Annotated in this window: 26 protein-coding genes; 13 read left to right on the plus strand and 13 right to left on the minus strand. The window is 70.7% G+C overall.

The window, feature by feature from the left end:
- The 3 genes from ACO057_RS14700 to ACO057_RS14710 all read right to left on the minus strand — a co-directional run bounded on the left by ACO057_RS14700 (position 1) and on the right by ACO057_RS14710 (position 3,263).
- Positions 1 to 795, minus strand: coding sequence for a YdcF family protein (locus tag ACO057_RS14700; protein ID WP_421993010.1), 795 nt, complete (start codon positions 793 to 795; stop codon positions 1 to 3).
- The gene (locus ACO057_RS14705) at positions 795 to 2,294 is read right to left on the minus strand and encodes a glycosyltransferase family 39 protein (protein ID WP_421993012.1); all 1,500 of its coding nucleotides are present in this window, start codon (positions 2,292 to 2,294) and stop codon (positions 795 to 797) included. The genes ACO057_RS14700 and ACO057_RS14705 overlap by 1 nt, the downstream gene beginning before the upstream one ends.
- 75 nt (positions 2,295 to 2,369) lie before the next feature.
- Positions 2,370 to 3,263, minus strand: coding sequence for a DMT family transporter (locus tag ACO057_RS14710; protein ID WP_421993014.1), 894 nt, complete (start codon positions 3,261 to 3,263; stop codon positions 2,370 to 2,372).
- Between the two features lie 49 nt (positions 3,264 to 3,312).
- On the opposite strand from ACO057_RS14710, the gene ACO057_RS14715 reads away from it, so the two are divergent.
- The 4 genes from ACO057_RS14715 to metC are packed head-to-tail and all read left to right on the plus strand — an operon-like array spanning position 3,313 to position 6,718.
- A complete protein-coding gene (locus ACO057_RS14715; RefSeq protein WP_421993016.1) occupies positions 3,313 to 3,957 on the plus strand; it encodes an NUDIX domain-containing protein in 645 nt (214 codons plus the stop codon).
- Positions 3,954 to 4,673, plus strand: a complete 720-nt coding sequence (locus ACO057_RS14720; protein ID WP_421993018.1) for an alanyl-tRNA editing protein — start codon at positions 3,954 to 3,956, stop codon at positions 4,671 to 4,673. Before ACO057_RS14715 ends, ACO057_RS14720 begins: the two co-directional genes overlap by 4 nt.
- Positions 4,674 to 4,676: 3 nt before the next feature.
- Positions 4,677 to 5,516, plus strand: a complete 840-nt coding sequence (locus ACO057_RS14725) for a sulfurtransferase (protein WP_421993020.1) — start codon at positions 4,677 to 4,679, stop codon at positions 5,514 to 5,516.
- On the plus strand, positions 5,516 to 6,718 hold the full coding sequence (gene metC, locus ACO057_RS14730; RefSeq protein ID WP_421993022.1) for a cystathionine beta-lyase: 1,203 nt from the start codon (positions 5,516 to 5,518) through the stop codon (positions 6,716 to 6,718). The genes ACO057_RS14725 and metC overlap by 1 nt, the downstream gene beginning before the upstream one ends.
- 128 nt (positions 6,719 to 6,846) lie before the next feature.
- Here the strand turns inward: metC and ACO057_RS14735 are convergent, their stop codons facing one another.
- From ACO057_RS14735 to cobA, 3 genes are all read right to left on the minus strand, one after another.
- The gene (locus tag ACO057_RS14735) at positions 6,847 to 7,119 is read right to left on the minus strand and encodes a hypothetical protein (RefSeq protein WP_421993024.1); all 273 of its coding nucleotides are present in this window, start codon (positions 7,117 to 7,119) and stop codon (positions 6,847 to 6,849) included.
- Positions 7,120 to 7,207: 88 nt separating this feature from the next.
- Positions 7,208 to 7,858, minus strand: coding sequence for a peroxiredoxin (locus ACO057_RS14740; protein ID WP_421993026.1), 651 nt, complete (start codon positions 7,856 to 7,858; stop codon positions 7,208 to 7,210).
- A gap of 32 nt (positions 7,859 to 7,890) precedes the next feature.
- Positions 7,891 to 8,703 (minus strand): uroporphyrinogen-III C-methyltransferase, encoded by an 813-nt coding sequence (gene cobA, locus ACO057_RS14745; protein ID WP_421993028.1) that lies wholly within the window; start codon positions 8,701 to 8,703, stop codon positions 7,891 to 7,893.
- An 85-nt stretch (positions 8,704 to 8,788) separates the two neighbouring features.
- Here cobA and ACO057_RS14750 point away from each other — a divergent pair, with 85 nt between their 5' ends.
- Together ACO057_RS14750 and ACO057_RS14755 are read left to right on the plus strand one after the other, a co-directional pair.
- Positions 8,789 to 10,477 (plus strand): NADPH-dependent assimilatory sulfite reductase hemoprotein subunit, encoded by a 1,689-nt coding sequence (locus tag ACO057_RS14750; protein ID WP_421993030.1) that lies wholly within the window; start codon positions 8,789 to 8,791, stop codon positions 10,475 to 10,477.
- 13 nt (positions 10,478 to 10,490) lie between these two features.
- The gene (locus tag ACO057_RS14755; RefSeq protein WP_421993032.1) at positions 10,491 to 10,628 is read left to right on the plus strand and encodes a hypothetical protein; all 138 of its coding nucleotides are present in this window, start codon (positions 10,491 to 10,493) and stop codon (positions 10,626 to 10,628) included.
- Between the two features lie 65 nt (positions 10,629 to 10,693).
- On the opposite strand, the gene ACO057_RS14760 is transcribed toward ACO057_RS14755, so the two are convergent.
- From ACO057_RS14760 to ACO057_RS14775, 4 genes are read right to left on the minus strand one after another with little or no spacing between them, the layout of a single operon-like run.
- On the minus strand, positions 10,694 to 11,749 hold the full coding sequence (locus ACO057_RS14760) for a sulfate/molybdate ABC transporter ATP-binding protein (RefSeq protein WP_421993034.1): 1,056 nt from the start codon (positions 11,747 to 11,749) through the stop codon (positions 10,694 to 10,696).
- On the minus strand, positions 11,746 to 12,579 hold the full coding sequence (cysW, locus tag ACO057_RS14765) for a sulfate ABC transporter permease subunit CysW (RefSeq protein ID WP_421993036.1): 834 nt from the start codon (positions 12,577 to 12,579) through the stop codon (positions 11,746 to 11,748). The genes ACO057_RS14760 and cysW overlap by 4 nt, the downstream gene beginning before the upstream one ends.
- Positions 12,576 to 13,409: a sulfate ABC transporter permease subunit CysT gene (gene cysT / locus ACO057_RS14770; RefSeq protein WP_421993038.1), complete on the minus strand. Its 834-nt coding sequence runs from the start codon at positions 13,407 to 13,409 to the stop codon at positions 12,576 to 12,578. The genes cysW and cysT overlap by 4 nt, the downstream gene beginning before the upstream one ends.
- 4 nt (positions 13,410 to 13,413) lie before the next feature.
- Positions 13,414 to 14,433, minus strand: a complete 1,020-nt coding sequence (locus ACO057_RS14775; protein ID WP_421993040.1) for a sulfate ABC transporter substrate-binding protein — start codon at positions 14,431 to 14,433, stop codon at positions 13,414 to 13,416.
- A gap of 288 nt (positions 14,434 to 14,721) precedes the next feature.
- Between ACO057_RS14775 and cysK the strand changes: the two genes are divergently transcribed.
- From cysK to ACO057_RS14795, 4 genes are all read left to right on the plus strand, one after another.
- Positions 14,722 to 15,636: a cysteine synthase A gene (gene cysK, locus ACO057_RS14780; protein WP_421993042.1), complete on the plus strand. Its 915-nt coding sequence runs from the start codon at positions 14,722 to 14,724 to the stop codon at positions 15,634 to 15,636.
- Positions 15,637 to 15,639: 3 nt separating this feature from the next.
- A complete protein-coding gene (locus ACO057_RS14785; RefSeq protein WP_421993044.1) occupies positions 15,640 to 17,952 on the plus strand; it encodes a molybdopterin guanine dinucleotide-containing S/N-oxide reductase in 2,313 nt (770 codons plus the stop codon).
- Positions 17,953 to 18,040: 88 nt separating this feature from the next.
- Positions 18,041 to 19,060, plus strand: a complete 1,020-nt coding sequence (locus tag ACO057_RS14790) for an amino acid ABC transporter substrate-binding protein (protein WP_421993046.1) — start codon at positions 18,041 to 18,043, stop codon at positions 19,058 to 19,060.
- Positions 19,061 to 19,089: 29 nt separating this feature from the next.
- Positions 19,090 to 19,983 (plus strand): dienelactone hydrolase family protein, encoded by an 894-nt coding sequence (locus tag ACO057_RS14795; protein ID WP_421993048.1) that lies wholly within the window; start codon positions 19,090 to 19,092, stop codon positions 19,981 to 19,983.
- 12 nt (positions 19,984 to 19,995) lie between these two features.
- On the opposite strand, the gene ACO057_RS14800 is transcribed toward ACO057_RS14795, so the two are convergent.
- Positions 19,996 to 20,982, minus strand: coding sequence for a Bug family tripartite tricarboxylate transporter substrate binding protein (locus ACO057_RS14800; protein WP_421993050.1), 987 nt, complete (start codon positions 20,980 to 20,982; stop codon positions 19,996 to 19,998).
- Between the two features lie 94 nt (positions 20,983 to 21,076).
- Here ACO057_RS14800 and ACO057_RS14805 point away from each other — a divergent pair, with 94 nt between their 5' ends.
- The 3 genes from ACO057_RS14805 to leuD are packed head-to-tail and all read left to right on the plus strand — an operon-like array spanning position 21,077 to position 23,830.
- Complete coding sequence (locus tag ACO057_RS14805) at positions 21,077 to 21,793, plus strand: IclR family transcriptional regulator (RefSeq protein WP_421993052.1); 717 nt, start codon at positions 21,077 to 21,079, stop codon at positions 21,791 to 21,793.
- Positions 21,794 to 21,821: 28 nt separating this feature from the next.
- Positions 21,822 to 23,210, plus strand: coding sequence for a 3-isopropylmalate dehydratase large subunit (locus ACO057_RS14810; RefSeq protein ID WP_421993054.1), 1,389 nt, complete (start codon positions 21,822 to 21,824; stop codon positions 23,208 to 23,210).
- A 5-nt stretch (positions 23,211 to 23,215) separates the two neighbouring features.
- A complete protein-coding gene (gene leuD, locus ACO057_RS14815) occupies positions 23,216 to 23,830 on the plus strand; it encodes a 3-isopropylmalate dehydratase small subunit (RefSeq protein ID WP_421993056.1) in 615 nt (204 codons plus the stop codon).
- Positions 23,831 to 23,842: 12 nt separating this feature from the next.
- Here the strand turns inward: leuD and ACO057_RS14820 are convergent, their stop codons facing one another.
- Positions 23,843 to 24,091 carry a hypothetical protein gene (locus tag ACO057_RS14820; protein ID WP_421993058.1) on the minus strand — a complete coding sequence of 83 codons (249 nt, stop codon included), beginning with the start codon at positions 24,089 to 24,091 and terminating at the stop codon, positions 23,843 to 23,845.
- A gap of 201 nt (positions 24,092 to 24,292) precedes the next feature.
- A complete protein-coding gene (locus ACO057_RS14825; RefSeq protein WP_421993060.1) occupies positions 24,293 to 25,966 on the minus strand; it encodes a Na/Pi cotransporter family protein in 1,674 nt (557 codons plus the stop codon).
- Between the last annotated feature and the right edge of the window lie 144 nt (positions 25,967 to 26,110).

Consider the following 26,110-nt stretch of genomic DNA (forward strand, 5'->3'; position numbering starts at 1 on the left):
TCAGGGCGCGGGAAAGAGCGCGCTGGTCCGTCCGAGGACGCGATAGACGATGAGCCCGATATATTCCCGCACCGCCCACTCCGCCTGCCCCAGCCGGAAGGAGAAGGGCGGGTCGAACCAGCCCTGCCCGCCCGGCGCGGTCGAGTAGTTCACCGGCCAGGGGGTGATCTCCCATCCCGCGCGGCGGAAGCAGCCGACCGAGCGCGGCATGTGGCTCGCCGAGGTCACCAGCAGCCAGCGCTCGCCGGGCTTCGGGCCCGCCACGCGATGGGAATAGACGGCGTTCTCCCAGGTGTTGCGCGCCTCGCTCTCGAAGACCACGCGCTCGCCCTCCAGGCCCATCGAGGCCCAGAGCGCGCGCGCGACATCGGCCTCGGTCTGCTGGCCGGAGATCACGCTGCCCTGGCCACCCGTGAAGAGGATGCGCGCCTGGGGATGACGCCGCGCCAGCGACACGGCCTCGGTCATGCGCTCGGCCGCGCCGTTGAGGGCGGGGATGCCGCGCCGCTCGGTCAGCAGCTGCTCCACCGCGCCGCCCAGGATGATGACGCCATCCACATGCCCCTCCTCGACGGGGCGGGGGAAGCGATCCTCCAGCGGCAGGGTGATCCAGGCCGGCAGCGGCGTCAGCAGCACGGCGACGAACCAGCCCAGCCCGAGAAGCAGCGGGACGCGGCCCCAGCGGCGGCCGCGGACCAGCACCAGCGCGCCCACCACCGCCAGCAGCAGCGCGAAGGTGTTCGGCCGCGCGAAGAGCCAGAAGACCTTGGAGACGAGGAAGAGCGTGTCCTCCATCACTCGGCCTCGACGCGGCGCCAGAGTTCCACGGTCCCGCGCTCCTCCACGAAGCTGGCGGCGAGTTCATAGCCCTCGTCGAGGGCCTCGGTGAGCATGGTCATGGCCGAGGGGCGCATGGCGAACCACTCGCTGCGGTCCAGCACGATGAAGCGCGGGCGGGAATCGAGAATGCGCTTGACCTCGGCATTGGTGTCCACGCCGGCGAGGTCGGAGAAATTGCCGGTGAGGTGGACGGGGAAGGGAAAGCGCGTGGGCAGCTTCGCATGCGCCAGGAAATAGACCACGGGCTGGTAGTTCGGCACGAAGATCGTGTCGCCGGGCTGGAGTTCGTCGTTCATCATCGCGGCCATGCGCCGGGGGGTATCGGGGGCCCCCATGGCGAAACCGCGGCTCAGGCGCGGCGAAAGATCGGCGGCCACGAGATCGGCGCAGATGGACACGACCACGGCGGCGAGCAGCAGCCGGCCGCGATGCCCGGCCACGAAGCGCGTGAAGGCATAGGCGCCGGTCGCGGCCAGCAGCGCGAGGGGCGGGATCGAGATCAGGAAGTAGTGCGGGAAGAAGAAGCCCGGCCCCGCCACGGCGATCGCCGCCGCCCCCAGCCAGACCGCCCCCAGCAGCGCCAGGCGCCGCAGGGCGGGCTCGCGCCAGGAGAAGATCAGCGCCGCCGCCGCCAGGGCCAGCAACCAGCGCAGGCCCAGCGCGGCCAGGGTGATGCGCCAGAGCATCTGCTCCGTCGGGATGCGGCCCGCGGCGTAATGGAGCGGCGCCATGATGGTGCTGACCCACCAGATGCCGAATTCGCCGCGCAGGAAATAGACCGCGCCCACGAAGACCGTCGGGAAGAGGCAGAGCCCGGCATAGGCGGCGGCGAAGATCAGCAGCGCGCGCCATTGCCGCGCCCGCAGCAGGGGCCAGGCGAAGAGCGCGAAGATCAGGCAGCCCTCGGGCGCCACCACCGGCTTGATGACCAGCGCCAGGCCGATCAGCGCGCCCATGCCGATGAGCCGCGGCCAGGGGCGGCCCGGCATCAGCGCGATCACCATGGCGAAGACGACCAGCGGCGCGAAGATGATCTCGGTGTTGGAGGCCAGCCCGCCCAGCAGCAGGCTATGCGCGGCGTAGAGCAGCGCCGCCGCGTAGCCCAGGCTGCGCGGGGCGCCCAGGACGCGGGTGAGCGCGATCAGCCCGTAGCCGGTGGCCGTGACGCAGAAGGCGCCGAGGAAGCGCACCGTCTGCAGGCTCTCGCCGCCGATGAGGAAGGCCCCCGCGATGGCGGCCGGCGCGCCCACCGGATGCATGTCCCACACGCCCGAGAGCGGCCAGTTGCCGTGCAGCCATTCGCGCGCCTGGAGGATGTAGAGGCTCTCGTCCCAGTCGATGACCGAGGGCAGGAAGGAGGCCCAGCGCAGCCCCGCCACGAGCAGCGGCAGCGCCAGCAGGGCCAGGATCCAGCGCAGCCGAAGGCGATCGTGAACGAGGGTGTCGGAGGACATCGCCGGAAAGTGACCTGTGTCGGGCGAAGGGGCAACCATGGGCAATTCGCGGATGTCGGACCCCGCCATGGAAGGTCAGCGCTTGAGCCCGAGCTGCATCTCGCGATGCCAGATATACAGTCCCGAGCCGACCAGGATCAGGATCCCCGCGCCGTCCCACAGATCCGGCGCCTCGGCCCAGACGAGGGCGCCCAGAAGCGTCGTCCAGACGATGCCGGAATATTCGAAGGGCGCGACCAGGGTCGGCTCGCCGACGCGATAGGCCTCGGTCATCAGCAATTGCGCCAGGGCCGAGACCATGCCGATGCCGATCAGCAGCAGCCATTGCGTGCCGCTGGGCCAGACCCAGCCCGGCAGGCTCGCGATCGCCGCGACGCCCGAGGCGCCGATGGCGAACCACAGCACGATCGAGACACCGGATTCGCCCGCCTCGCCCATCCGGCGGATGGTGATCATGGCCAGCGCCCAGCTCAGCGAGCCGGCGAGCACGGCCAGGCTCGGCGCCAGCGGCACGTCGCCGCCCGCCGCCTCCCAGGGCCGCACCATGAGCAGCACGCCGCAGAAGCCGACCAGCACGGCCGAGCCGCGCCGCCAGCCCACCGTCTCGCCCAGCAGCGGCACCGCCAGCAGCGTCAGGAAGAGCGGCATGGTGAAGCCGAGCGCCGTGACGGCGGCCAGCGGCATGGTGGCATAGCCGTAGAAGGCGGTGGCCATGCCGATCAGCCCGAAGACCGTGCGCCAGACATGCCCGGCCGGATTCGGGGTCCGCAGCGCGCGCCAGCCGCCCGCCCGCCGCAGCAGCGGCAGCAGGACGGGCAAGGCGAAGAGGCTGCGGAACAGCACCAGCTGGGCCAGCGGCACCGCGCCATGCAGCGCCTTCACGCAGGCGGCCGCCGCTGCGAAGAGGATGGCCGCGCCCAGGATCGCGAGAATGGCGCGCCGGCGGGCGGCACGCGTGGGAGTTTGCAAAGCTGGGCTCATGGACTGGCGTAGGCGAGGAGGTTACGGTCTGCCCAGCATGAGCGCCAGACCACCCAAGGCCCCCCCCATCGCGCCCTATCCGGGCCTCGAGATCCGAGACGACGAATTGGTCTGGAGCGGGCGCTTCCCCCTGCAGCGGGTGCGCTTCACCTACGAGCGCTTCGACGGCGCGCGCTCGCCCGAACTCACCTGGGAGCTGTGGCGGCGCGGCAGCGGGGTGGCGATGCTGCCCTTCGACCCCTGGACGGACCGCGTCGCCCTCATCGAGCAGTTCCGCCTGCCCGTGCATGCCGCGGGCCTGCCGCCGATCCACACGGAATGCGTGGCCGGGCTGCTGGAGCAGGGCGAGGACCCCGAGGAGGCCGCCCGCCGCGAGACGCAGGAGGAGGCCGGCCTCGCGCCGGACCTCGTCGAGAAGATCGGCCAGTACATGCTGCTCCAGGGCGGCTGCGACGAGCTGATGCACCTCTATTGCGGCCGCGCGCGCCTGCCCGAGGCAGACGCCACCGCCACCCACGGCCTGGCCCATGAGGGCGAGGATATCCGCCTGCTCGTCATGCCCGCCGCGCGCGCCTTCGCGATGCTCGACGCCAATGAGATCCGCAACGCCACCTGCGCCCTCACCCTCTTCTGGCTGCGCCAGAACCATGCGCGCCTGCGCACCGAATGGACCCGCTCATGACCGAAGTCCTCTACCGCGCCGATTCCTATCTGCGGGAGCTGACCGCGCGCGTCGTCTCCGCCGATGCGGCCGGCGTCGTGCTCGACCGGACCATCTTCTACGCCCGCGCCGGCGGCCAGCCGGGCGATAGCGGCATCCTGCACTGGGAGGGGGCGGACGCCGCCATCCTGGAGGCCGTGAAGGGCGAAGGCGAGGCCATCCTGCACAAGCTCCCCGAGGGTGCGGCCCTGCCCGCGCCGGGCAGCGAGGTGCGCATCACGCTCGACTGGCAGCGCCGCCACCGCCACATGCGCATGCACAGCGCCATGCACCTTCTGTGCAGCCTGATCCCCGGGGCGGGCGTGACGGGCGGGCAGGTCGGCGCGGACAAGTCGCGCCTCGATTTCGACCTTGCCGAGCCGCCGACCAAGGAATTCCTGACCGAGGGGCTGAACGCGCTCATCGCCGCCGACCACGCGATCAGCGACAGCTGGATCACCGAGGCCGAGCTCGACGCCAATCCCGGCCTGGTGCGCACGCTCTCGGTCCAGCCGCCGCGCGGCAACGGGCAGATCCGCCTCGTGCGGATCGGCGATCTCGAAGCTCCGGTGGACCTGCAGCCCTGCGGCGGGACGCATGTGAAAAGCACGGCCGAGATCGGCCGTGTGGAAGTGACCAAGTTGGAAAACAAAGGGCGGCAAAACCGCCGCATCAGTATCGTGCTCGTGGAGGGCTAGTTCATGGAAGATCTTGTTTCGACGGAATGGCTGGCGGCCGAACTCGGCAAGCCCGGCCTCCTCGTCTTCGACACCACCAAATACCTGCCCAACGAGCCCTTCGACGGCAAGACGAAGTTCCTCGAGGCGCATATCCCCGGCGCGCGCTTCTTCGACATCGACGAGGTGGCCGACCCCGATGCGACCCTGCCGCACATGATCCCGAGTGCGGCGCGCTTCGAGAAGCTCATGGGCCAGCTCGGCGTGTCCAATGCCAGCCGGATCGTCTTCTACGACCAGAAGGGCCTGCAATCCTCGGCCCGCGGCTGGTGGCTGATGCGCCTCTTCGGGCATCTGAACGCAGCGGTGCTCGATGGCGGCCTGCCGAAATGGCTGAAGGAGGGGCGCGCCGTGGAGACCGGCGCCGCCGCCGCCCCCGCGCCGGCCACCTATGTGGCCGATTTCATCGCCGGCCGCGTGCTCGGCATCGGCGACCTCAAGCAGGTCCTGGCCAAGGGCGACAAGCTGGTGCTCGACGCCCGCGCCGCCGGCCGCTTCAAGGGCAGCGCGCCCGAGCCGCGTCCGGGCCTGCCCTCGGGCCATATGCCGGGGGCGGCGAATATTCCCTTCAACGAGCTCTTCGCGGCCGATGGCACGATGCTGCCCAAGGCCGCGCTGCTGGCCCGCTTCGCGGCGGCCGGCGCCGACGGGGCGCGCCCGCTGGTCACGAGTTGCGGGACGGGCGTGACGGCCTGCATCCTCACCCTCGGCGCGGTGCGCGCCGGCCTGCCCGAACCCGCCGTCTATGACGGCTCCTGGACCGAATGGGCGAGCCGCCCGGAAACCACGAAGGTCAGCGCGTGATGCCGAACGATTTCAATCCCTCCGACCGCAAGAAGCTCGGCTTCGCCACCCGCGTCGGCCATGCCGGCCGGGCCGGGGTGAAGAGCCACGGCTTCGTGAATCCGCCCATCCATCGCGGCTCCACGGTGCTCTATCCGAATGCCGAGGCGCGGCGCGACGGCGGCGCCAAGCGCTTCGAGCGCCACATGACCTACGGCACGGCGGGCGGCCCCACCCATTACGCCCTGGAGGACGTGGTGGCCGAGATCGAGGGCGGCACCCATTGCACCATCGTGGGCACCGGCCTCGCGGCGGTGACGCTGCCGCTGACCGCCTATCTGAAGAACGGCGACCACTGCCTGATCCCCGACAGCGTCTATGGCCCGGCGCGCAACTTCGCGACCACGCTCATGGCCGGCTGGGGGATCGAGACGACCTTCTACGATCCCTGCGTGGACGAGGCCGGCATGGCCGCGCTCATCCGCCCCAACACCAAGGTCGTCTATACGGAGAGCCCCGGCTCCCACACCTTCGAGATCCAGGATATCCCCGCCATCGCGCGCGCGGCCCATGCGCGCGGCTGCAAGGTGATGCTGGACAACACCTGGGGCATCCACACCTTCCAGCCCTTCGAGCACGGCGTGGACATCTCGATCCAGGCGCTGACCAAGTATGTAGGCGGCCATTCGGACATCCTGCTCGGCAGCGTGACCGTCAATTCCGAAGAGGACCACCACATCGTCCGGGGCGCGGCCTATACGATGGGCCACTACGCCTCGCCGGATGACTGCTGGCTGGCGCTGCGCGGCGTGCGGACCATGCCGATGCGCCTAAAGCAGCAGGAGGAGGCGAGCCTGGAGGTCGCGAAGTGGCTGGAGGCGCAGCCGCAGGTGAAGGGCGTGCTGCATCCCGGCCTGCCCTCCCATCCGCAGCACGCCCTCTTCAAGCGCGACTTCACGGGCGGCTGCAGCCTCTTCGGCGTCGTGCTCGATCCGCGCTACGACCAAAGCGACATGTTCCGCTTCGTGAACGCGCTGCAGCTCTACGGGATCGGCGCGAGCTGGGGCGGCTTCGAGAGCCTGGCCCTGCCGACCACCGGCTTCGTCACCCGCACGGCGGGCACGGGCGATTTCGGCGGGCCGATGCTGCGGCTGCATATCGGGCTGGAGGACACCCAGGACCTCATCGCCGATCTGGCGCAGGGCCTGCGCGTCCTGAACTGAACGAAGGGGCCGCCCGGCCCCCCTCTGGAGCCTTCTCCGTTCGCAAGAGCTCACGGCGCAGGCTCTAGCCATTTGTTTCTACGAGTATCTTTATCCGGCCAGACGATTCCGTCTGGCCGGGTGATGCGCTAGTGAAGCGCCGCGCCCATTCGACGCGGCGAGGGCGACGGATCCGCAAGCCAGCCCGGCAGCAGTTCCGCCTGCTGGCGCGCGGGGACGAAGACGCCCCGGCGCGAGACCGTCTCGCCGTCGCGCGGGAAGAAGAGAAACTCCCCGATGGTGAAGGTGGCCACCACGGCCCCGGCGCCGTCGCGGCAAGTCACCGCGAGCGGGCCGCAGCCGACCGCGTCGCAGGAGCCGATGGCGACGATCCGGCCATCGACGAAGCTGAAGACATCCATCGGCACGGCCCTGTCGGCGCTCGGAAACCGAAGCGGCTCGCTCCCGATACCGGCCGAATCGGCACCGTGCCAAACGGGGGCGGCGCCGCTATTCCGCGACATCGACCCAGCGCAGATAGGGCCGGTCCGCCTGCCATCCCTGCGGGAAGCGCTGCGCCGCGTCCTCGTCGGAGAGCGAGGGCACGATGATGGCGCGCCCGCCCTTCTCCCAGTTTACCGGCGTGGCGACCTTGTGGCGATCGGTGAGCTGGAGGCTGTCGATCACCCGCAGCACCTCGAGGAAGTTGCGCCCGGTGCTGGGCGGATAGGTCAACGTCAGCCGGACCTTGCGCGCGGGGTCGAGCACATAGACCGTCCGCACCGTGACCGAGGGATCGGCCTCGGGATGGATCATCCCATAGAGCTGCGAGACGTGGCGCGAGGGGTCCGCGATCATGGGGAAGTTCAGGGCATAGCCCTGGGTCTGGCGGATGTCCTCGGCCCAGGCGGCGTGCCGGTCCACCGGGTCCACGCTGAGGCCGATGACCTTCACCCCGCGCTTGTCGAATTCCGGCTTGAGGCGCGCGGCCTCGCCCAGCTCGGTCGTGCAGACGGGGGTGAAGTCCCTGGGGTGCGAGAAGATCACCACCCAGGACTCGCGCGCCCAGGCGCTGAAGCGGATGGAGCCCTCGGTGGTCTCGGCCTCGAAATCGGGCGCGACCTGGCCGAGGGTCAGAGGGAAGCCGAATTGCAGCGTCATGATGGGTCCTTGGAACAACAGAAAAGGCGAGGTCAGATCGCGGCGAAGGCCCGGCTGTCGTGCTCGGCCTCGGCGCCGCGCTGGGCCAGCAGCCCCACGACGTTGCCGATGACGATGAGGGCCGGCGTCGGCAGGGCGGCGCGGCGGGCGTCCAGCGTGCAGGCGCCGAGCGTGCTCCGCAGCCCCGCCTCCCCGGGCATGCTGGCCTGGGAGACGATGGCGACCGGGGTGGCGGGCGGCAGGCCCCCGGCCAGCAGGCGCAACGCCAGCTCATCGAGGCGCGACAGCGCCATGAAGGCGGCGATCGTGCCCCCGGTGCGGGCCAGGGCCTGCCAGTCGAGCGCGGGGAGCGCGCCGGTCTCGTCATGGGCGGTGACGAAGGTGACGGCCGCGGCCGTTCCGCGATGGGTCAGTGGGATGGCCGCCGCGGCCGGCGCCGCCATCCCGGCCGAGACGCCGGGGATCACGCGCCAGGCGATGCCGGCGGCCTCGCAGGCCAGCGCCTCCTCCCCGCCACGGCCGAAGACGAAGGGATCGCCGCCCTTCAGCCGCACCACCCGCAGACCGGCGCGCGCGCCCGCGACCAGGCGGGCATTGATCTTCACCTGAGGCACGGGGGCGGCGCCCTTGCGCTTGCCGACCGCGACGATCTCGGCGCCGGGGCGGACGTGGCGCAGCACCGCCCGGCCGGGAAGGGCATCGTGCAGGACCAGATCCGCCTGCTCCAGGGCGCGAACGGCCTTGAGCGTCAGCAGCTCCGGATCGCCGGGGCCGGCGCCGACGAGCCAGACCTCGCCGGGGCGGAAGCTCTGGCCCGCCAGGGCCGATGCGAATTGAACGCTCATGTCACGTTGATACCAGAAAATGATACTTGATGTCATCGTATAATCGTGGTTTCACCATGTCCACTAGCCAGTGCGAGGAATGGCAATGAAGCCGAGCGGTGCCGAGACCATCAAGTCCGAAAGCGCGGGGCTGCGCGGCCCCATCGCGGCCGAGATCTCGGCCGATGCGATGAAGGGCGGGCTCTCCGAGGCGTCGTATACCCTATTGAAATTCCACGGAACCTACGAGCAGTTCGACCGCGACACCGCCACCGCCCTCAAGCAGGCCGGCGAGGACAAGGCCTGGTCCTTCATGGTTCGCGTCCGCGCGCCGGGCGGGCGGCTCACCGCCGCGCAATGGCTCGCTTTGGACGACCTCGCCGGTACCTATGCCGATGGCAGCCTGCGGCTGACCTCCCGCCAGGGCGTTCAGTTCCACGGAATTCTGCGCGAAAACCTGAAAGCCAGCATCGCAGCGGTGGATTCCGCCTTGCTGACGACATTGGCGGCATGCGGCGACGTGGTCCGCAACGTCGTCACCTCCCCTGCCCCGCGCCGCGATGCAATCCACGCCCGGTTGGAGTGGGAGGCCCGCCGGCTCTCCTCGGCGCTCCTGCCCAAGAGCCGCGCCCATCACGAGATCTTCCTGGACGAGGAGCCGGTCGGCACGGCCGAGGCCGAGCCGCTCTACGGCCCGACCTATCTGCCCCGGAAGTTCAAGATCGGCCTGGCCCATCCGGCCGACAACACGCCCGACGTGCTGGCCAACGACCTCGGCTTCGTCATGCAGACGGATGCCGGCGGCGAGCTCACAGGCTGGATCGTCACCATCGGCGGCGGCATGGGCATGACGCACAACAAGCCCGCCACCTATCCGCGCATCGCCGACGCCGTCGCCCTCATCGGCCCCGACGAGGTGCTCGAGGTAGCCGAGGCGGTGGTGCGCCTCTCCCGCGACCACGGCGACCGCTCGGACCGCAAGCACGCCCGCCTCAAATACGTCCTGGCGGAGAACGGCGTGGAATGGGCGCGCGAGCGCCTCTCGGCCGATCTCGGCCGCCCCCTCGCCCCGGCCCCCGCGCTGCCGCGCTTCGACATTCCCGACCATCTCGGCTGGCACGCGCAGGGCGACGGGCGCTGGTGGTTCGGCCTGCACGTCCCGGCCGGGCGCATCGCCGATCACGGCAAGGTCCAGCTGCGCACCGCGCTGCGCGAACTGGCCCTCGTGCTCGGCGTGAACCCGATCGCCACCTCGAACCAGGACGTCCTGCTCACGGACGTCCTGGCATCCGACCGGCCGACGCTGGAGGCCATCCTGCGCTTCCACGGCGTGCCGCTGCCCGAGGCCTTCACCCCCGTCGCCCGCACCATGCTCGCCTGCGTGGCCCTGCCGACCTGTGGCCAGGCCCTGGCCGAGGGCGAGCGGGTCCGCGATCCGATCCTCGCCCAGGTGGAGGCCGAGCTCGGCCGGGTCGGCCTGCTCGGCGAGCGGATCAGCCTGCGGCTGACCGGCTGCCCCAATGGCTGCGCGCGGCCCTATCAGGGCGATATCGGCGTGGTCGGGAAGTCGCCCGGGATGTACGTCGTCTTCGTGGGCGGCGACTTCGCGGGAACGCGGCTGAACTTCCCGATCGCCGACAAAGTGCCGTTGAACCGGGTCGGCGCGACGCTGGCACCGCTGATCGACGCCTGGGCCGAGCGCCGCGATCCGCGGGAAGGCTTCGGCGATTTCTGCGCGCGACTGGGGGCCGAGGCCTGCCGCGCCGCCCTCGCCCAGCCCATGGCGGCGGAGTGAGGGCATGCATCCCATGGACCTCCTCCCCCTCGGCCTGACCTGCGTGCTGACCCTGTCGGCCTGGATCGCGGCCCTGCTGCGCGAACCCTGGGCGGCGGAGCTGGACGAAGCCGCCAGCGAAGAGATGGAAGAGGCCTGGTTCCTGCTCTGAACCGAGCCAGAGCTTTTCCGAGCATCTTCACCCGATCAGGCGAAGCCGCCTGATCGGGATCTGCTCTAACCGCCGCACCGCCAGCGCTGGCTTCCCCCGCCGGCCAGGAACACCGTCCCGGCCTGGGGACGAAGGCGGCAGGCATCGCCGCGCGCTATGCCCGCGCCGCTGACGCCCTCGATCATATGGCCGCCGATCTCCACCAGGACGCGCAGCCCGCCCGCGCCCTCGGGCCGCACGAAGCGCACGATCCCCTGACCCGCCGGCGCCGGCTCGATCCAGACCTCGTGGGGCCGCAGGAACAGCACCGCCTCGCCGTCCGGCAGTTCCACCGCGATGTCGTCCAGCCCGAATTCCGCGGCGCGGGCCCGGCCGTCGCGGATGCGCAGGGGCAGTCGCGTCGCCTCGCCGAGGAAGCCGGCCACGAATTCCGTCGCCGGCGCCTCCAGCAGCGCGCGCGGCGTGTCGAGCTGCACGATGCGCCCGGCCTGCATCACGGCCACGCGGTCGGCCATCTCCATCGCCTCCTCCTGGTCGTGGGTGACGAGGATGGAGGTGATGCCCAGGCGCTCATGCAACCCGCGCACCCAGCGGCGGACCCCCTTGCGCACCTGCGCGTCGAGCGCGCCGAAGGGCTCGTCCAGCAGCAGCAGCTGCGGCTCGATGGCCAAGGCGCGGGCCAGCGCCACGCGCTGGCGCTGGCCGCCGGAGATCTGCTCGGGGTAGCGCTGCGCGAGCTCGGGGATCTGCACGAGTTCCAGCAATTCGCGCACGCGCCTTTGGATCTCCGCCTCGGCCGGGCGGTGGCGGCGCGGGCGCACGCGCAGTCCGAAGGCGATGTTCTCGGCCACGCTCATGTGGCGGAACAGCGCGTAGTTCTGGAAGACGACGCCCACCCCGCGCTCGCGCGCCGGCACGTTGGCGACATCCGCCCCGGCGATCCGCACCTCGCCCGAGGTCGGAAAATCCAGCCCCGCGAGAATGCGCAGCAGCGTCGTCTTGCCCGAGCCGGAGGGGCCGAGCAGGGCCACGAATTCACCGGGCTCAAGGGCGAGACTTACGCCCTCCAGCGCGGCGGTCTCGCCGAAATGGCGGATCAGGTTCACGACCTCGACGGTCAAGCGGGACCTCCCATGCGGCGCCGCGCCGCCGCCTCCAGCAGAGCCTTGGCGGCCAGGGTCACGAGGCCGAGCAAGGCAAGCAGCGAGGCAACCGCGAAGGCGCCCACGAACATATATTCGTTATAAAGAATCTCGACGTGCAGCGGCATGGTGTTCGTCAGGCCGCGGATATGGCCCGAGACGACGGAGACCGCGCCGAATTCGCCCATCGCGCGGGCGTTGCACAGCAGCACGCCGCTCAGCAGCGCCCATTTGATGTTGGGCAGGGTGACGCGCCGGAAGATGTTCCAGCCGCCCGCGCCCAGCGTGGCCGCCACCTCCTCCGCCTCGCGCCCTTGCTCCTGCATGAGCGGGATCAGCGTGCGGGCGACGAAGGGAAAGGTGACGAAGATGGTGGCCAGCACCAGCCCCGGCAGCGCGAAGATGATCTCGATGTCGTTCGCGCGCAGCCAGGGGCCCAGGTAGCCCTGCGCGCCGAAGAGCAGCACGAAGACCAGCCCCGAGATGACGGGCGAGACCGAGAAGGGCAGCTCGATCAGCGCGACGAGCAGGCGCTTGCCCGGAAAATCGAACTTCGTGACGGCCCAGGCCGCGGCCACGCCGCCGATCGCGTTCACCGGCACGGAGATGGCGGCAACCAGCAGGGTCAGCCGCACGGCAGCCAGCGAATCCTCCTCGGCGATGGCGGCCAGCGCGGGCGCCCAGCCGCGCCGCAGCGCCTCGGTGAAGACGGCGGCCAGCGGCAGCAGCAGGATCGTCACGGCCAGCAGCAGCGCGAGCGCGATGGCGAGCCATCGCAGCGGGCGCGGATCGGCCACGGCGGGGCTCATGCGCGCCCCCGCCGCAGCGCGCGCTGCCACAGCCCCAGGGCAAGCAGCACGGCGAAGGACATCAGCAGCATCGCCAGGCCGATGGCCGAGGCGGCGGCATAGTTGAACTGCTCGAGCTTGGTGACGATGAGCAGCGGCGCGATCTCGCTCACCATCGGCATGTTGCCGGCGATGAAGATGACGCTGCCATATTCGCCGACCGCCCGCGCGAAGCCGAGCCCGAAGCCGGTGAGCAAGGCGGGCCACAGCGCGGGCAGCACCACGCGGCGGATGGTCTGCAGCCTTGTCGCGCCCAGCGTCGCGGCTGCCTCCTCCGCGTCGACCGAAAGGTCGCGCAGCACCGGCTCCACCGTGCGGACCAGGAAGGGCAGCGCGACGAAGACCAGCGCCACCACCACCCCCAGCGGCGTGAAGGCGACCCGGATGCCGAGCGCGGCCAGCGGCGCGCCCAGCCAGCCGTTCGGCGCGAAGAGCGCGGTCAGTGCGAGGCCCGCCACGGCCGTGGGCAAGGCGAAGGGCAGGTCCACCAGTGCGTCCAGCACGCGGCGGCCGGGAAAGCGATAGCGCGTGATCACCCAGGCCAGCAGCAGGCCCATCGGCGCCGCGATCAGGCTCGCCAGCAGCGCCGCCCCGAAGGACAGGCGCAGCGCCGCCAGCACGCGGGGCTCGGCCAGGGCCTGCCACACGCCCAGCGCGCCCAGCTGCCACGGGCGCAGCGCCAGCGCGGCCAGCGGCACCAGGACGATGAGGCCGAGCCAGGTGAGCGTCACGCCGAGCGACAGCCCGAATCCGGGAAGGGCGTGGCGTCGCGGGGCGGCGCGCGCGCTCAAGTGTCTATCGCCCTGGTCGGTAGATGCGGTCGAAGACGCCGCCGTCGTTGAAATGCGTCCGCTGGGCCTCGGCCCAGCCGCCGAAGGCCTCGTCGATGGTCACGAGCTCCAGCCGCGGGAAGCGCTCGGCATTGGCGCGCGCCACCGCCTCGTCGCGCGGGCGGTAGAAATGCTTGGCGGCGATGCGCTGGCCCTCCTCGCTGTAGAGATGATTCAGAAAGGCCTCGGCCAATGTCCTGGTCCCACGTCTTTCGACATTCTGGTCCACGACCGAGACGGGCGGTTCGGCCAGGATCGAGAAGGAGGGGTACACGATCTCCACCCCGCTGCGGCCAAATTCCTGCAAGGCGAGATGCGCCTCGTTCTCCCAGGCGAGCAGCACGTCACCCTGGGCACGCTGCACGAAGGTGGTGGTGGAGCCGCGCGCACCCGTATCCAGCACGGGCACCTGGCGGAAGAGCTGGGCCACCGCCTCCTCGGCCCTGGCCGCATTGCCGCCGGGCTGACGCAGCGCCCAGGCCCAGAGGGCGAGGTAGTTCCAGCGCGCGCCGCCCGAGGTCTTCGGATTCGGCGTGATGACGGAGACGCCGGGCTTCAGCAGGTCGCCCCAGTCGCGCAGGCCCTTCGGATTCCCGCGCCGCACCAGGAAGACGATGGTGCTGGTATAGGGTGAGGAATTCTGCGGCAGGCGCTTCTGCCAGTCGCGCGCGATCAGCCCGCGTTCGGCGATCTCGTCGATGTCATAGGCCAGAGCGAGGGTGACGACATCCGCCTGCAATCCATCGATCACGCTGCGGGCCTGGCGGCCGGAGCCGCCATGCGACGTGTTGATGGTGGGCCGCGGTTGGCCGCGCGAGGCCCAGTTCGCGGCGAAGGCCGCACTGAACTCGCGGTAGAGCTCGCGCGTCGGGTCGTAGCTGACATTCAGCAGGGTCTGCGCGCCCTGGGCCTGGGCCCGGCCCGCGAGGCCAAGCGCGGAACCGCCGGCGAGCAGCGATCGGCGCGGGAGAGTGAGGAGGGTCATGCGTCGGGTCTCCTTCGGATGGAAATCTGGGAAGAGGCGAACCGGTTGCAAGACAGGATGCCGCACGGCGGCGAGGCACGCTGAAGCCAGCCTTCGCGACGGCAGGCCAGATGGCCGCCCCCTCATTGTGCGCCGCACCAACCTATAAAACGTCAAATTCTCGTGCAATGACTATTTTACGATAAATTCACGCGATGTATCCTCCCGGCATTGCGTGGCCGGGACAATCGCGCCACGTGTTGAGCGTAAGGATCGGGGGACGAAATCCCCTCACCACGGAGAGACCCCATGAAAGCGACCGACGTCCTCGCCACCATCGGCAATACCCCGCACATCCGCCTGGGGCGCCTCTTCCCCGAGGCCGAGGTCTGGGTGAAGTCCGAGCGCTCCAATCCCGGCGGCTCCATCAAGGACCGCATCGGCGTCGCCATGATCGACGCCGCCATCGCCGACGGCTCGCTGAAGCCCGGCGGCACCATCATCGAGCCGACCTCGGGCAATACCGGCGTGGGCCTGGCCATGGCCGCCGCGGTGAAGGGCTTCAAGCTCATCCTCGTGATGCCCGAGAGCATGTCGATCGAGCGCCGCCGCCTCATGCAGGCCTATGGCGCCACCTTCGACCTCACCCCGCGCGAGAAGGGCATGAAGGGCGCCATCGCCCGCGCCGAGGAGCTGGTGGCCGCGACGCCCGGCTCGTGGATGCCGCAGCAGTTCGAGAACCCGGCCAATGTCGCCATCCATGTGAAGACCACCGCCCAGGAGATCCTGGCCGACTTCCCCGAGGGGCTGGACGTGCTGATCACCGGCGTGGGCACGGGCGGGCATCTCAGCGGCTGCGCCCAGGTGCTCAAGAAGGCCTGGCCGAAGCTGAAGGTCTATGCCGTGGAGCCCACCGCCTCGCCGGTCATCTCGGGTGGCGCGCCCGCGCCGCATCCGATCCAGGGCATCGGCGCGGGCTTCGTGCCGAAGAACCTCGATGTGAGCCTGCTGGACGGGGTGATCCAGGTCACGGCTGACGCCGCCAAGGACTACGCCCGGCGCTCGGCGACGCAGGAGGCGCTGCTGGTCGGCATCTCCTCCGGCGCCACCTTGGCGGCCATCGCGCAGAAGCTGCCGGAATTTCCGGCCGGGACGCGCGTTCTGGGCTTCAATTACGACACGGGTGAGCGTTATCTCTCCGTCGCCGACTTCCTGCCGGAGTAACCCATGCCCGAAGCGCCCCCCTTCCTGCCGCACAGCTCCCATTGGGGCAATTTCACCGCGCGGTGGCACGAGGGGCGCCTCGAGCTGAAGCCCCATCCGGGCGATCCGGATCCGAGCCCCATCCTGGGCAATATGGAGGCCGCGCTGCGCCATAAGGCGCGCATCGCGCGGCCCATGGTCCGCCGCGGCTGGCTGGAGCGCGGGCCGGGCCCCGATGCGACGCGCGGCAGCGACGAGATGATCCCGATGGAATGGGACCAGGTGCTCGACCTGCTGGCCGCCGAGCTGCGGCGCGTGAAGGAAAAGCACGGGCCGCAATCGGTCTTCGGCGGCTCCTACGGCTGGTCGAGCGCGGGGCGGTTCCACCATGCGCAAAGCCAGGTGCACCGCTTCCTGAACATCTCGCTGGGCGGCTATGTGCGCTCGGTGAACTCCTACAGCGCGGGCGCCTCGGGCGTGATCCTGCCGCGCATCGTCGGGCCGATGGAATCCGTCTCCCGCCGCAACGTCACCTGGGAGGCGATCGCCGAGCACAGCGAGATCGTGCTCGCCTTCGGCGGCATGGCGCTGAAGAACAGCATGGTGGCCAGCGGCGGCATCAGCCAGCATATCGAGCGCGGCTGCATGAAGGCGGCGCGCGACCGTGGCGCGGAATTCGTACTGATCGGCCCGCTGCGCGACGACCTGCCGGAAGAGGCCGGCGCGGAATGGCTGACCATCCGCCCCAACACCGACACGGCGCTGATGCTCGCCCTCACCCACACCCTCGTCGCGGACGGCATGCATGATGCGGCCTTCCTCGCGCGCTACACCGATGGCTGGGACGTCTTCGAGGGCTATCTGATGGGCCGGACGGACGGCCAGCCCAAGGACGCGGACTGGGCCGCGCCCATCACGAACATCCCCGCCGAGACCATCCGCGCCCTCGCCCGCCGCCTGCCCGGCCGGCGCAGCCTCGTCACCGTGGCGCATTCGCTCCAGCGCGCGGAATTCGGCGAGCAGCCGGTGTGGATGGCGCTGGTGCTGGCGGCCGCCCTCGGCCAGCTCGGCCTGCCCGGCGGCGGCTTCCATTATTCGCTCGGCGCGCTCGGCCACACCGGGCGGCGCAACGTGGCCACGCCCGTCGCCGCGCTGAACCAGGGCAAGAATTCGGTGCGCGAGTTCATCCCCGTCGCGCGCATCTCCGACATGCTGCTCAATCCCGGCGCGCGCTTCGATTACGACGGCAAGGAATACGCCTATGCCGACATCAAGCTCGTCTATTGGGCCGGCGGAAATCCCTTCCACCACCACCAGGACCTCAACCGCCTGCGCCGCGCCTTCGCGACGGTGGACACGCTGATCGTCCACGACAGCGCCTGGACCGCCACCGCGCGCCATGCCGATATCGTGCTGCCCGCCACCGTCACCATGGAGCGCGAGGACCTCGGCGCCGCGCCGACCGATCCGCTGATCATCCCCATGCACCGCATCGCCGAGCCCTATGGCGAAGCGCGCGACGACTACGCCATCTTCTCGGCCCTGGCCGAGCGCCTGGGCCGTGGCGAGGCCTTCACCGAGGGCCGCAGCGCGCGCGAATGGCTCGCCTTCCTCTACGAATCCGCCCGCGTGGCCCTGGCCGCGCGCGGCCTGCCCGCGCCGGACCTCGACACGCTCTGGCGCGAGGGCCCGCTGGAGATCCCCTTCGCGCCCGATGACGGCGGCGTGCTGCGCGCCTTCCGCGAGGATCCGGAGGCCAATGCGCTGCACACGGAATCCGGCCGCATCCAGATCCATTCGCCGGTCATCGCCGGCTTCAACTACCCCGACTGCCCCGGCCATCCGACCTGGCTCGAACCCGTGGACGTGCCGACCGCCGAGGCCCCGCTGCGCCTCGTCGCCAACCAGCCCGCGACCAAGCTGCACAGCCAGCTCGATTTCGGCGCGACCAGCCAGGGCGCCAAGCGGCGCGGGCGCGAGGTGATGCGCATCCACCCGACCGATGCGGCGAGCAGAAACATCGCCGAAGGCGACATCGTGCGCCTCTTCAACGCGCGCGGCGCCTGCCTCGCCACCGCGAAGCTCACGCAGGATGTGGCGCCGGGCATCGTGAACCTGCCGACCGGCGCCTGGTACGATCCGGACGATGCCGCGGCCGAGACGCCGCTCTGCGTGCACGGCAATCCGAACGTGCTGACGCGCGATGTCGGCACCTCGCGCCTGGCCCAGGGCTGCACGGGGCAGCTCACCTCCGTCGAGGTCGAGCGCTTCGAGGGCAATCTTCCGCCGGTACGCGCCTATGAGCCGCCGGGGAGCCTCGCCGAAGCCGCAGAATAATCGCGAAAGTTCAGATAATCCCGGAAGTTCTGGTGCCCGGCCTCGAAATTCCGCAGGCTGGGCAAAACCAGAAACAAGGGTTCCCTGGATGCGTCGATATCTTGCCTTCCTGGCCGTGCTCGTCCTGCCCGATCTCGCCGCCGCGCAGCTCGCGGCCGGGCCCACGCTCAGCGCCGTCCGCGCGCGCGGCAGCGTGGATTGCGCGGTGAGCCCCGGCACGCCGGGCTTCGGCGCGCCGGACAGCCAGGGCGTCTATCGCGGCCTCGATCCGGATTCCTGCCGCGCCGTCGCCGCCGCCGTCTTCGGGGACGCCAATCGCGCGCGCTTCGTGCCCGTCGCCGGCGGCCAGCGGCCGACCTCGGTGCAGACCGGCTCGGTGGATCTCGTCGCCAGCACCTTCACCTGGAGCCATTCGCGCGACACCGCCAATGCGCTGAACTTCGCCGCGATCAATTTCTACGACGGCCAGTCCTTCCTGGTCCGCCGCTCGGCCAATATCCGCAACTCGCGCGATCTCGCGGGTGCGGCGATCTGCGCCACGGCGGGCTCGACCAGCGAGCTCAACGTCGCCGACTGGGCGCGCGCCAACAACATCGCCTATCGCCCCGTGGTCTTCGAGCGCGCGGACGAGGCCCGCAACGCCTATGCCTCCGGCCGCTGCGACGCCTATTCCACCGATGCCAGCCAGCTCGCCGCCATCCGCACCGCCTTCGCCGATCCGTCCGAGCACATCATCCTCGAGGAGCGCATCAGCAAGGAGCCGCTGGCGCTCGCCGTGCGGCATGGCGACGACCAGTGGCTGGATATCGTGCGCTGGTCCTTCTACGCCCTGGTCGAGGCGGAGGAGCTGGGCATCACCCAGGCCAATGTGGACGAGATGCTGAACAGCCCGCTCCCCGCGGTCCGGCGCCTGCTGGGCCAGTCGGGCGATCATGGCCCCGCCATGGGGCTGGACCGCCGCTGGGCCTATAACATCATCAAGGCGGTCGGGAATTACGGCGAGATCTATGACCGCCACCTCGGGCCGAACACCCCGATCGGGCTTCAGCGCGGGGTGAACAACCTGTGGAACCGCGGCGGGCTGATGTACGTGCCGCCCATCCGCTGATCCGTCATTTCGAGGAGGATGCTTTCGCCATGAACAAGCTCACCGACCTTCCCTCCGCCGAAGAGATGATCTCGCCCTCGCGCCTGGAGCGACCGGGTCGAAGGGGTTTCCTCGGCGGCGCGGGCCTCGGCGTGGCGACGGGCTATACGCTCGCGGCCGGGCCGGTGATGGCCCAGACCATCGTTACCACCGCCACCACCGGGCTGGTGGCGGGCGACGTCATGATCCCCGTCGCGGACCGGCCCATCCCCGGCTACCGCGCGCGCCCCGCGACGGGTTCGGGATGGCCCGTCGTCGTCGTGTGCCAGGAGATCTTCGGGCTGCACGAATACATCAAGGACGTCTGCCGGCGTCTGGCCCAACAGGGCTACTTGGCCGTCGCGCCCGACTACTATGTGCGCCAGGGGGATCCGAAGACAGCTGAGAACGTGCAGGCCGCCGCCGCCATCGCGCTGCGCAAGCCCGATGACGAACTCAACCGCGACCTCGATGCCACCTGCACCTGGGCGGTGAGCGAGGGCGGCAGTGCAGAGAAGCTGGGCATTATCGGCTTCTGCCGCGGCGGGCGGAACGTCTGGGAATATTCCGCGCAGAATCCCCGGCTAAAGGCCGGCGTGGCCTTCTACGGCCCCGTGGCGAACCCCGCGACCGCGATCACTCCGCGCACGATCACGGAGCTGGTGCCCGAGATCAAATGCCCGATCCTGGGCCTCTATGGCGAGGCGGATACGGGCATTCCCGTGGAGGGCCTTCGCCAGATGGAGGCCGCCATGCGCGCTGCCGGAAAGTCCTTCACTCTGGTGATCTTCCCGGGCGCGCCGCACGGCTTCCACGCGGATTACCGCCCGAGTTACCGCCCGGACGCGGCAGCCTCCGCCTGGAGCCAGATGCTGGTCTTCCTCAAGGCTCACGGCGTGGGCTGAGGGCCGTGCGCGTCAGGCCGGCTGCATGCCGGCCCGGCGCACCACGGCCCCGAAGGCCTCGCGGTCGCGCGCCACCAGGGCGGCGAAATCCGCCGGGCCGGTGGGGGCGGATTCGAAGCCGCTCGCGGCCAGGCGCTGCATCGTCGCGGGATGGCTGCCGGCCGCCTGAAGCGCCGCGGCGAATTTGCGGATCGCCTCCTCCGGCATGCCGGCCGGGCCCATGAAGCCCGACCAGCTGGTGAAATCGAAGCCCGGCAGGCCGCCATCGGCCAGCGGCGGGATATCGGGATGGCTGGCGGCGCGGCTCGCCCCGGTCACGCCCAGGAAATGCGCGCGCCCCGCCTGCACGACGGGCCCGGCGGAAGACAGCGTGATGCAGGCCGAATCGATGTCGCCGGCGGCCAGGGCATTGGCCGCCTCGGCACCGCCGCGATAGGGCACGTGCTCCAGCCGGATGCCGGCGGCCTGGGCGAAGGCCTCGGCCGCGATGTGGCCGCTGCTGCCCACGCCCGGCGTGCCATAGGTGACGGGATCGCGCCGCGACCTGGCGGCGGCGATGAAATCCTGCGTCGTGCGGCCGGGGAAGTTCGCATTGGCGACCATCACATAGGGCTGGATGGTGGCGCGGCCGATATAAGAGAAGGCCGTCAGGTAATCGATCGGCAGGTTGCGGAACATCAGCGGGGCGACGACATGCGCCGCCGCTTCGTAGAGGATGGTGTAGCCATCGGCCGGCGCGCGGGCGACGGCGATCGCGCCGATGGTGCCCCCGGCCCCGGTCCGGTTCTCGATGACCACGGACTGGCCCAGCGCCTCGGACAGGCCAAGCTGGAGCAGCCGGCAGGCGGTATCGGCCGCGCCGCCCGCCGAATAGTTCACCACGACGCGCACCGGCCGGTCCGGCCAGCTCTGGGCCTGGGACTGGGCTTGGGCCGCGCCCGCCGTCAGGAAAGCCGGGGTGGCCAGCAGGCTGCGACGCCCGATCGGATTTTGGGTCATGACTCGTTCCTCCGCACCCTGCCCGGCCGCTTGACGCGCGACCATTCACCACAGCAGAATACACGTTCTGGAATTGAGGATTACCTCGGCGCGCATGAACGTCAAGGAGCCAGGAGGGGACGCCGTCGAACCGGCCGGAGGAAGCTGGGCTTCCGCCGGGGTCTCGGCGCTGGAGCGCGGCCTGGCCGTGCTGGACGCGCTGGGCGAGGCCGGGCGCGCCATCCCGCTGGCCGAGCTGGCCCGCCGGACCGGCTCCCACAAGAGCACCCTGCTGCGCGTCCTGGCCTCGCTGGAGCGCTGCCGCTACGCGGTGCGCACGGCCGATGGGCGCTACCGTCTGGGGCCTGTCCTGCTGCGGCTGGGCCAGGCCTATGGCCGCGCCTTCGACCTGCGTTCGGCCCTCGAGCCCGTGCTCGCGCGCCTCGCCGCCGAGACGCAGGAGGCGGCGTCCTTCTTCATCCGCGAAAGCGAGGGCCGCGTCGCCCTCGCCCGCGTCGAGGGCCGGCAGGAGGTGCGCGACGTGGTGACGATCGGCGCCGTGCTGCCGCTGCAGGGCGCGGCGGGTCAGGTGCTGCAGCTCTTCGCCGAGGGTCCGCGCGCGGATGTCCCGCTGGTCCACGGTTCCTTCGGCGAGCGCACGCCCGAGGTGGGCGCGCTCAGCATCCCCGTCTTCCGCCAGGGCGGGGTGCTGGCCGGCGCCCTCACCCTCAGCGGCACCGTCACCCGCTTTCGCGACGCCGCCCATCGCGCCGCCATGACCACCCTGCTGCTGCGCGAGGCCGCGGCCCTGACCCGCGACCTGGATGGCTAAGAAAACGGCCGAGAAATTGGAGAAACGAATGCCGAGAACCCTGCTGGACAAGCTCTGGGACGCGCAGCGGATCGAGACGCTGGCCCCCGGCGTGGATCTGCTCAACGTCGACCGCCAATACCTGCTGGAGATGCGCGCCGGCGCCTTCGGCGTGGTGGAGGCGCGCGGCCTGCCGGTGCGCGACCCCTGGCGCACCACGGGCATCGTCGACCACGTCGTCTCCACCGCCCCCGGCCGCGTGGGCGGCGCGCCCTGGACCGCGCGGCACCTGGCCGCGATGAACGAGGGCTGTGCGAGGCACGGCGTCATGCTCTTCGGCCAGGACCATCCCGACCAGGGCATAGCCCATGTGGTCGGCCCCGAGCTCGGGCTGACGCAGCCGGGCATGCTGATCGTCTGCCCCGACAGCCACACCACCACCCATGGCGCGCTCGGCGCCCTGGCCTGGGGCATCGGCTTCTCGGAAGTGGCGCATGTGCTCGCGACCTCGACCATCGTGCAGCGCCGCCCGAAGAACATGCGCATCCGCTTCGAGGGAACGCCGCCCGCCGGCATCACCGCCAAGGACCTGGCGCTCGCCGCCCTGGCCGTGGTCGGCGTGGGCGGGGGTGTCGGCCACGCCATCGAATTCGCCGGCCCGGCCGTCGAGGCGCTGGACGCCGAGGCGCGCATGACCCTGTGCAACATGGCCGTCGAGCTCGGCTCGAAGATGGGCATGGTCGCGCCCGACGCGAAGATCTTCGCCTATCTGAAGGGCCGCCGCCACGCGCCCGGCCCCGGGCATTGGGACGCGGCGGTGGCGAACTGGTCCGCCTTCTTCACGGATCCGGGTGCCGTCTTCGACCGCGAATACGTCGTGCCCGTGGCCGATCTCGGCCCGCAGCTCACCTGGGGCACGAGCCCCGAGCACGTGGTCTCCGTGACCGGCTGCGCGCCCGACCCCGCCTCCGCGCCCGACCCGGCGCGCGGCCGCGCCTGGGCCGCCGCGCTGGACTACATGGGCCTGAGCGCGGGGCAGAAGATGGCCGGCCTCGCGGTCGACCACGTCTTCATCGGCTCCTGCACCAATGCGCGCCTGTCGGACCTGCGCGAGGCGGCGGGGGCGCTGGGAGACGGCCGCGTGGCGCAGGGCGTCACCGCCTGGGTCGTGGCCGGTTCGCAGGCGGTGAAGCGCGCGGCCGAGGCCGAGGGCCTCGCCGATCGCTTCCGCGCGGCGGGCTTCGACTGGCGCGAGCCCGGCTGCTCGCTCTGCGTCGGCTCCAATGGCGACATCGTGGGCCCGGGCAAGCGCGTGATCTCCACCTCGAACCGCAACTTCGTGGGGCGGCAGGGGCCGGGCGCGCGCACCCATCTCGCCAGCCCCGTCATGGCCGTGCGCGCCGCGCTGGCCGGCGTCATCGTCGATCCGCGGAGCTGAGAATCATGGACCGCTTCACCACCCTCACCGGCGTCGCCGCCCCCGTGCCGCTGGCCAATGTCGACACCGACATGATCATCCGCGTCGAGCGCTCGGCCGGACTGCTGCGCGACCAGCTCGGACCCTATGCGCTGGAGATGTGGCGCAACCGGCCCGACGGCTCGCCCAATCCCGAATGCGCCCTGAACCGCGCGCCCTATGACGCATCGCGCATCCTGATCGGCGGCGAGAATTTCGGCTGCGGCTCGGCGCGCGAGACGGCGGTCTGGGCGCTGCAGGGCTTCGGCATCCGCTGCGTCATCGCGCCCTCCTTCGGTGGGGCCTTCCACGACAACCTCTTCGAGAACGGCATGCTGCCCATCCGCCTGCCCGCCGAACAGGTGGCCGAGCTGCAGGCCCTCGTGCTGCATACGCCGGAGCTGACCGTCGATCTGGAAGCGCAGGAGATCCGCTGCGGGAACATCGTGATGTCCTTCCCGGTCGAGCCGCTGCGCAAGACCATGCTGCTGGAGGGGCTGGACCCGATCGGCCTGACCCTCACGCGCGAGGCCGCCATCGCCGCCTTCCAGGCGCGGGACGCGCTGCGCCGGCCCTGGCTACTGGAGCCGCGCCCGGCCTAGACGGCGCTTCGTTCACACATCGCCCGACCAGGCTATGTGCTCCGCGACGATTCCCGCGGAAAGATGGGGCGGATCGCGCCCGGCGGCGAAGAGCTCCAGCTTCGGCGCCCCATGTTCCCGGGCGAGATCGACGAGCGGCCCCTGGACGTCGCGGGCCGTCATCGCCTCGAACAGCCATGGGCCGACCGCTTCGACGCGCAGGATGTGGGTCTCGGTGCTGATCGTCACGCTGTGCTCATCCGGGTAAAAGGTCAGTCGCATTCCGCCGGATCCACGCTCCAGGACCGGAGCCTGCATGGCCCCGATACGCGTGGGGGTACGGCGGAGGAGCCGCCTCAGATGCAGCCCGCGGAAGGTTTTCGCGCCGACCGACCCAGATTCAGAAAATGGCGCCGACCAGCCGCGCCTTCGCGCCGCGCTGCGGCCCGCTGCGCGACGAAAGAATGGAAAGCGTGCCGAGCCTCACGCCCTCGCCGGCGTCAGACCCGCTTCCCGCTCGCGCAGCCGGCTCTCGGCCAGCTCCCCCGCCGCCTCCAGGATCGGGTAGGCGACCGCGGTCAGGTGGCCGTGGATGCGCTTGAGGTCGCGAAGCATGTCGAGATGGATCGCCGAGGTCTCCAGCGACTCCGCCACCCCCTCGCGCAGGCGCTGGAAGTGCAGATGCGCGGCGTCACGCTCGGCCGCGCGCAGGCCGGACTTGTCGGCGAAGAGGCGGCGGGCGAGGCCCATGTCGCGCGTGGTGAAGACGTTCAGCGACAGGCGCATCGTCTCCATGATCCGCCCGTGGAAGGCGCGCAGCTCGGCGAGGCCCTGGGCGGAGAAGGAAAGGCCCAGGCGGCCGCGCTTCTCGGCCAGCTCCATCAGGCTCTTGTCGAGGATGTCGCCCACATGCTCGAGGTTCATGATGAAGCCGAGGATCTCGACCGCGCGGCCGCTCTCCTCCTGATCCATCTCCGAGCGCGAGGCCTGGACGAGGTAGAGCTTGATGGCCTCGTGCAGCCGGTCCACCGCGTCATCCGCCTGCGCGACGGCCTTGATGTGCCGTGGGTCGCCCGTCTCGATGGCATTCCAGGATTCGGCGAGCATGGCGCTCACCCGCTCGCCGAGGACGATGGATTCCCGCGTGGCGCAGGCCAGGGCCTCGGCGGGGCTGTCGAGCACGGAGGCGTCCAGATGGCGCGGCGCGCCGGCATCGGCGCTGAGCTGCGCGTCGGGGATCCAGCGCTCCAGCATCCGGCCGATCACGTCGATCAGCGGCATGCCCAGGATGGAGCCGCAGAGGTTGAAGCCGGTATGGGCCATGGCCACCAGCACGGCGGGATTGGCGAAGACCGCGCTCAGCCCCTGGCCGAGCGGCCAGGCGAAGGGCAGCAGGATCGCCGCCGCGCCGCCGCGGATGATAAAATGCCCGATCGCGACGCGCCGCGCGGCCGGCCCCGCGCTGCTGAGCGAGAGCACGGGCGCGGCCGCCCCGCCCGCATTAGCGCCCAGCACCAGCGCCACCGCGAGTTCCGGCCCGACCAGGCCTGAGCTCGCCAGCGAGAGCGTCAGCATCACGAAGGCCAGGCTTGAATGCAGCAGCCAGGTCACGAGGGCGCCGAGCAGGAAGGCCAGCAGCTTCTCGGCCGCGAGCGTCTGCAGGATCATCGCCATGACGGGGGAGGTCTTCAGCAGATCGATCGCGTGTTCCATCTGCGAGAGCGCCAGCAGGATCAGGCCGAGGCCGATCATCAGCCGCGCGGTGCCCTTGCGCCGGTCCGACTGCGCCGAGAGGAAGACGGGCACGCCGACGAAGAGCAGCACCGACCAGAGCCATTTCACGTCCAGCGCCAGCAGCTGGGCCGCGAAGCTGGTGCCGAGATCGGCGCCGAGCATCACCGCCAGCGCCGCCGAGGTGGAGACCAGTCCCTGCCCCGCGAAGGCGCCGATGATGACCGCCACGGCGGTGGAGGATTGCAGCGCGAAGGCCGCCACGATCCCGCCGCCGAAGGCGTTGACCCGCCGGCGCGAAGCGGTGCCCAAAGCGCGTCGCAGCAGCGTGCCATAGGCCCGCAGCATGCCGGTGCGGACCATCCGCACCCCCCAGAGTAGTAAAGCCACGCTGCCCAGGAGCAGCAGCAGAATCTCGGAGCCCATGGGCCGCCCTCCGCTGCAATAATTATGTCATAATGTGGACCCTGCGCCCGGCGATGCCAAGGGCGGCGGCTTTACGCGCGGGGCCCACGAAGCCATCTCACCGGAGTGTCGCCAGCCGCCGCTCTCCCCGTGGACGTCACGCCT

The organism is Roseococcus sp., assembly GCF_965227005.1.
Lineage (GTDB): Bacteria > Pseudomonadota > Alphaproteobacteria > Acetobacterales > Acetobacteraceae > Roseococcus.

What these genes read in the sequence shown, in the direction of transcription:
- ACO057_RS14700 (WP_421993010.1), bottom strand. Translation starts at nt 795, where the DNA reads ATGGAGGACACGCTCTTCCTCGTCTCCAAGGTCTTCTGGCTCTTCGCG.
- ACO057_RS14705 (WP_421993012.1), bottom strand. Translation starts at nt 2,294, where the DNA reads ATGTCCTCCGACACCCTCGTTCACGATCGCCTTCGGCTGCGCTGGATC.
- ACO057_RS14715 (WP_421993016.1), top strand. Translation starts at nt 3,313, where the DNA reads ATGAGCGCCAGACCACCCAAGGCCCCCCCCATCGCGCCCTATCCGGGC.
- ACO057_RS14720 (WP_421993018.1), top strand. Translation starts at nt 3,954, where the DNA reads ATGACCGAAGTCCTCTACCGCGCCGATTCCTATCTGCGGGAGCTGACC.
- ACO057_RS14725 (WP_421993020.1), top strand. Translation starts at nt 4,677, where the DNA reads ATGGAAGATCTTGTTTCGACGGAATGGCTGGCGGCCGAACTCGGCAAG.
- metC (WP_421993022.1), top strand. Translation starts at nt 5,516, where the DNA reads ATGCCGAACGATTTCAATCCCTCCGACCGCAAGAAGCTCGGCTTCGCC.
- ACO057_RS14735 (WP_421993024.1), bottom strand. Translation starts at nt 7,119, where the DNA reads ATGGATGTCTTCAGCTTCGTCGATGGCCGGATCGTCGCCATCGGCTCC.
- ACO057_RS14740 (WP_421993026.1), bottom strand. Translation starts at nt 7,858, where the DNA reads ATGACGCTGCAATTCGGCTTCCCTCTGACCCTCGGCCAGGTCGCGCCC.
- cobA (WP_421993028.1), bottom strand. Translation starts at nt 8,703, where the DNA reads ATGAGCGTTCAATTCGCATCGGCCCTGGCGGGCCAGAGCTTCCGCCCC.
- ACO057_RS14750 (WP_421993030.1), top strand. Translation starts at nt 8,789, where the DNA reads ATGAAGCCGAGCGGTGCCGAGACCATCAAGTCCGAAAGCGCGGGGCTG.
- ACO057_RS14755 (WP_421993032.1), top strand. Translation starts at nt 10,491, where the DNA reads ATGGACCTCCTCCCCCTCGGCCTGACCTGCGTGCTGACCCTGTCGGCC.
- cysW (WP_421993036.1), bottom strand. Translation starts at nt 12,579, where the DNA reads ATGAGCCCCGCCGTGGCCGATCCGCGCCCGCTGCGATGGCTCGCCATC.
- ACO057_RS14775 (WP_421993040.1), bottom strand. Translation starts at nt 14,433, where the DNA reads ATGACCCTCCTCACTCTCCCGCGCCGATCGCTGCTCGCCGGCGGTTCC.
- cysK (WP_421993042.1), top strand. Translation starts at nt 14,722, where the DNA reads ATGAAAGCGACCGACGTCCTCGCCACCATCGGCAATACCCCGCACATC.
- ACO057_RS14785 (WP_421993044.1), top strand. Translation starts at nt 15,640, where the DNA reads ATGCCCGAAGCGCCCCCCTTCCTGCCGCACAGCTCCCATTGGGGCAAT.
- ACO057_RS14790 (WP_421993046.1), top strand. Translation starts at nt 18,041, where the DNA reads ATGCGTCGATATCTTGCCTTCCTGGCCGTGCTCGTCCTGCCCGATCTC.
- ACO057_RS14795 (WP_421993048.1), top strand. Translation starts at nt 19,090, where the DNA reads ATGAACAAGCTCACCGACCTTCCCTCCGCCGAAGAGATGATCTCGCCC.
- ACO057_RS14800 (WP_421993050.1), bottom strand. Translation starts at nt 20,982, where the DNA reads ATGACCCAAAATCCGATCGGGCGTCGCAGCCTGCTGGCCACCCCGGCT.
- ACO057_RS14805 (WP_421993052.1), top strand. Translation starts at nt 21,077, where the DNA reads ATGAACGTCAAGGAGCCAGGAGGGGACGCCGTCGAACCGGCCGGAGGA.
- ACO057_RS14810 (WP_421993054.1), top strand. Translation starts at nt 21,822, where the DNA reads ATGCCGAGAACCCTGCTGGACAAGCTCTGGGACGCGCAGCGGATCGAG.
- leuD (WP_421993056.1), top strand. Translation starts at nt 23,216, where the DNA reads ATGGACCGCTTCACCACCCTCACCGGCGTCGCCGCCCCCGTGCCGCTG.
- ACO057_RS14820 (WP_421993058.1), bottom strand. Translation starts at nt 24,091, where the DNA reads ATGCGACTGACCTTTTACCCGGATGAGCACAGCGTGACGATCAGCACC.
- ACO057_RS14825 (WP_421993060.1), bottom strand. Translation starts at nt 25,966, where the DNA reads ATGGGCTCCGAGATTCTGCTGCTGCTCCTGGGCAGCGTGGCTTTACTA.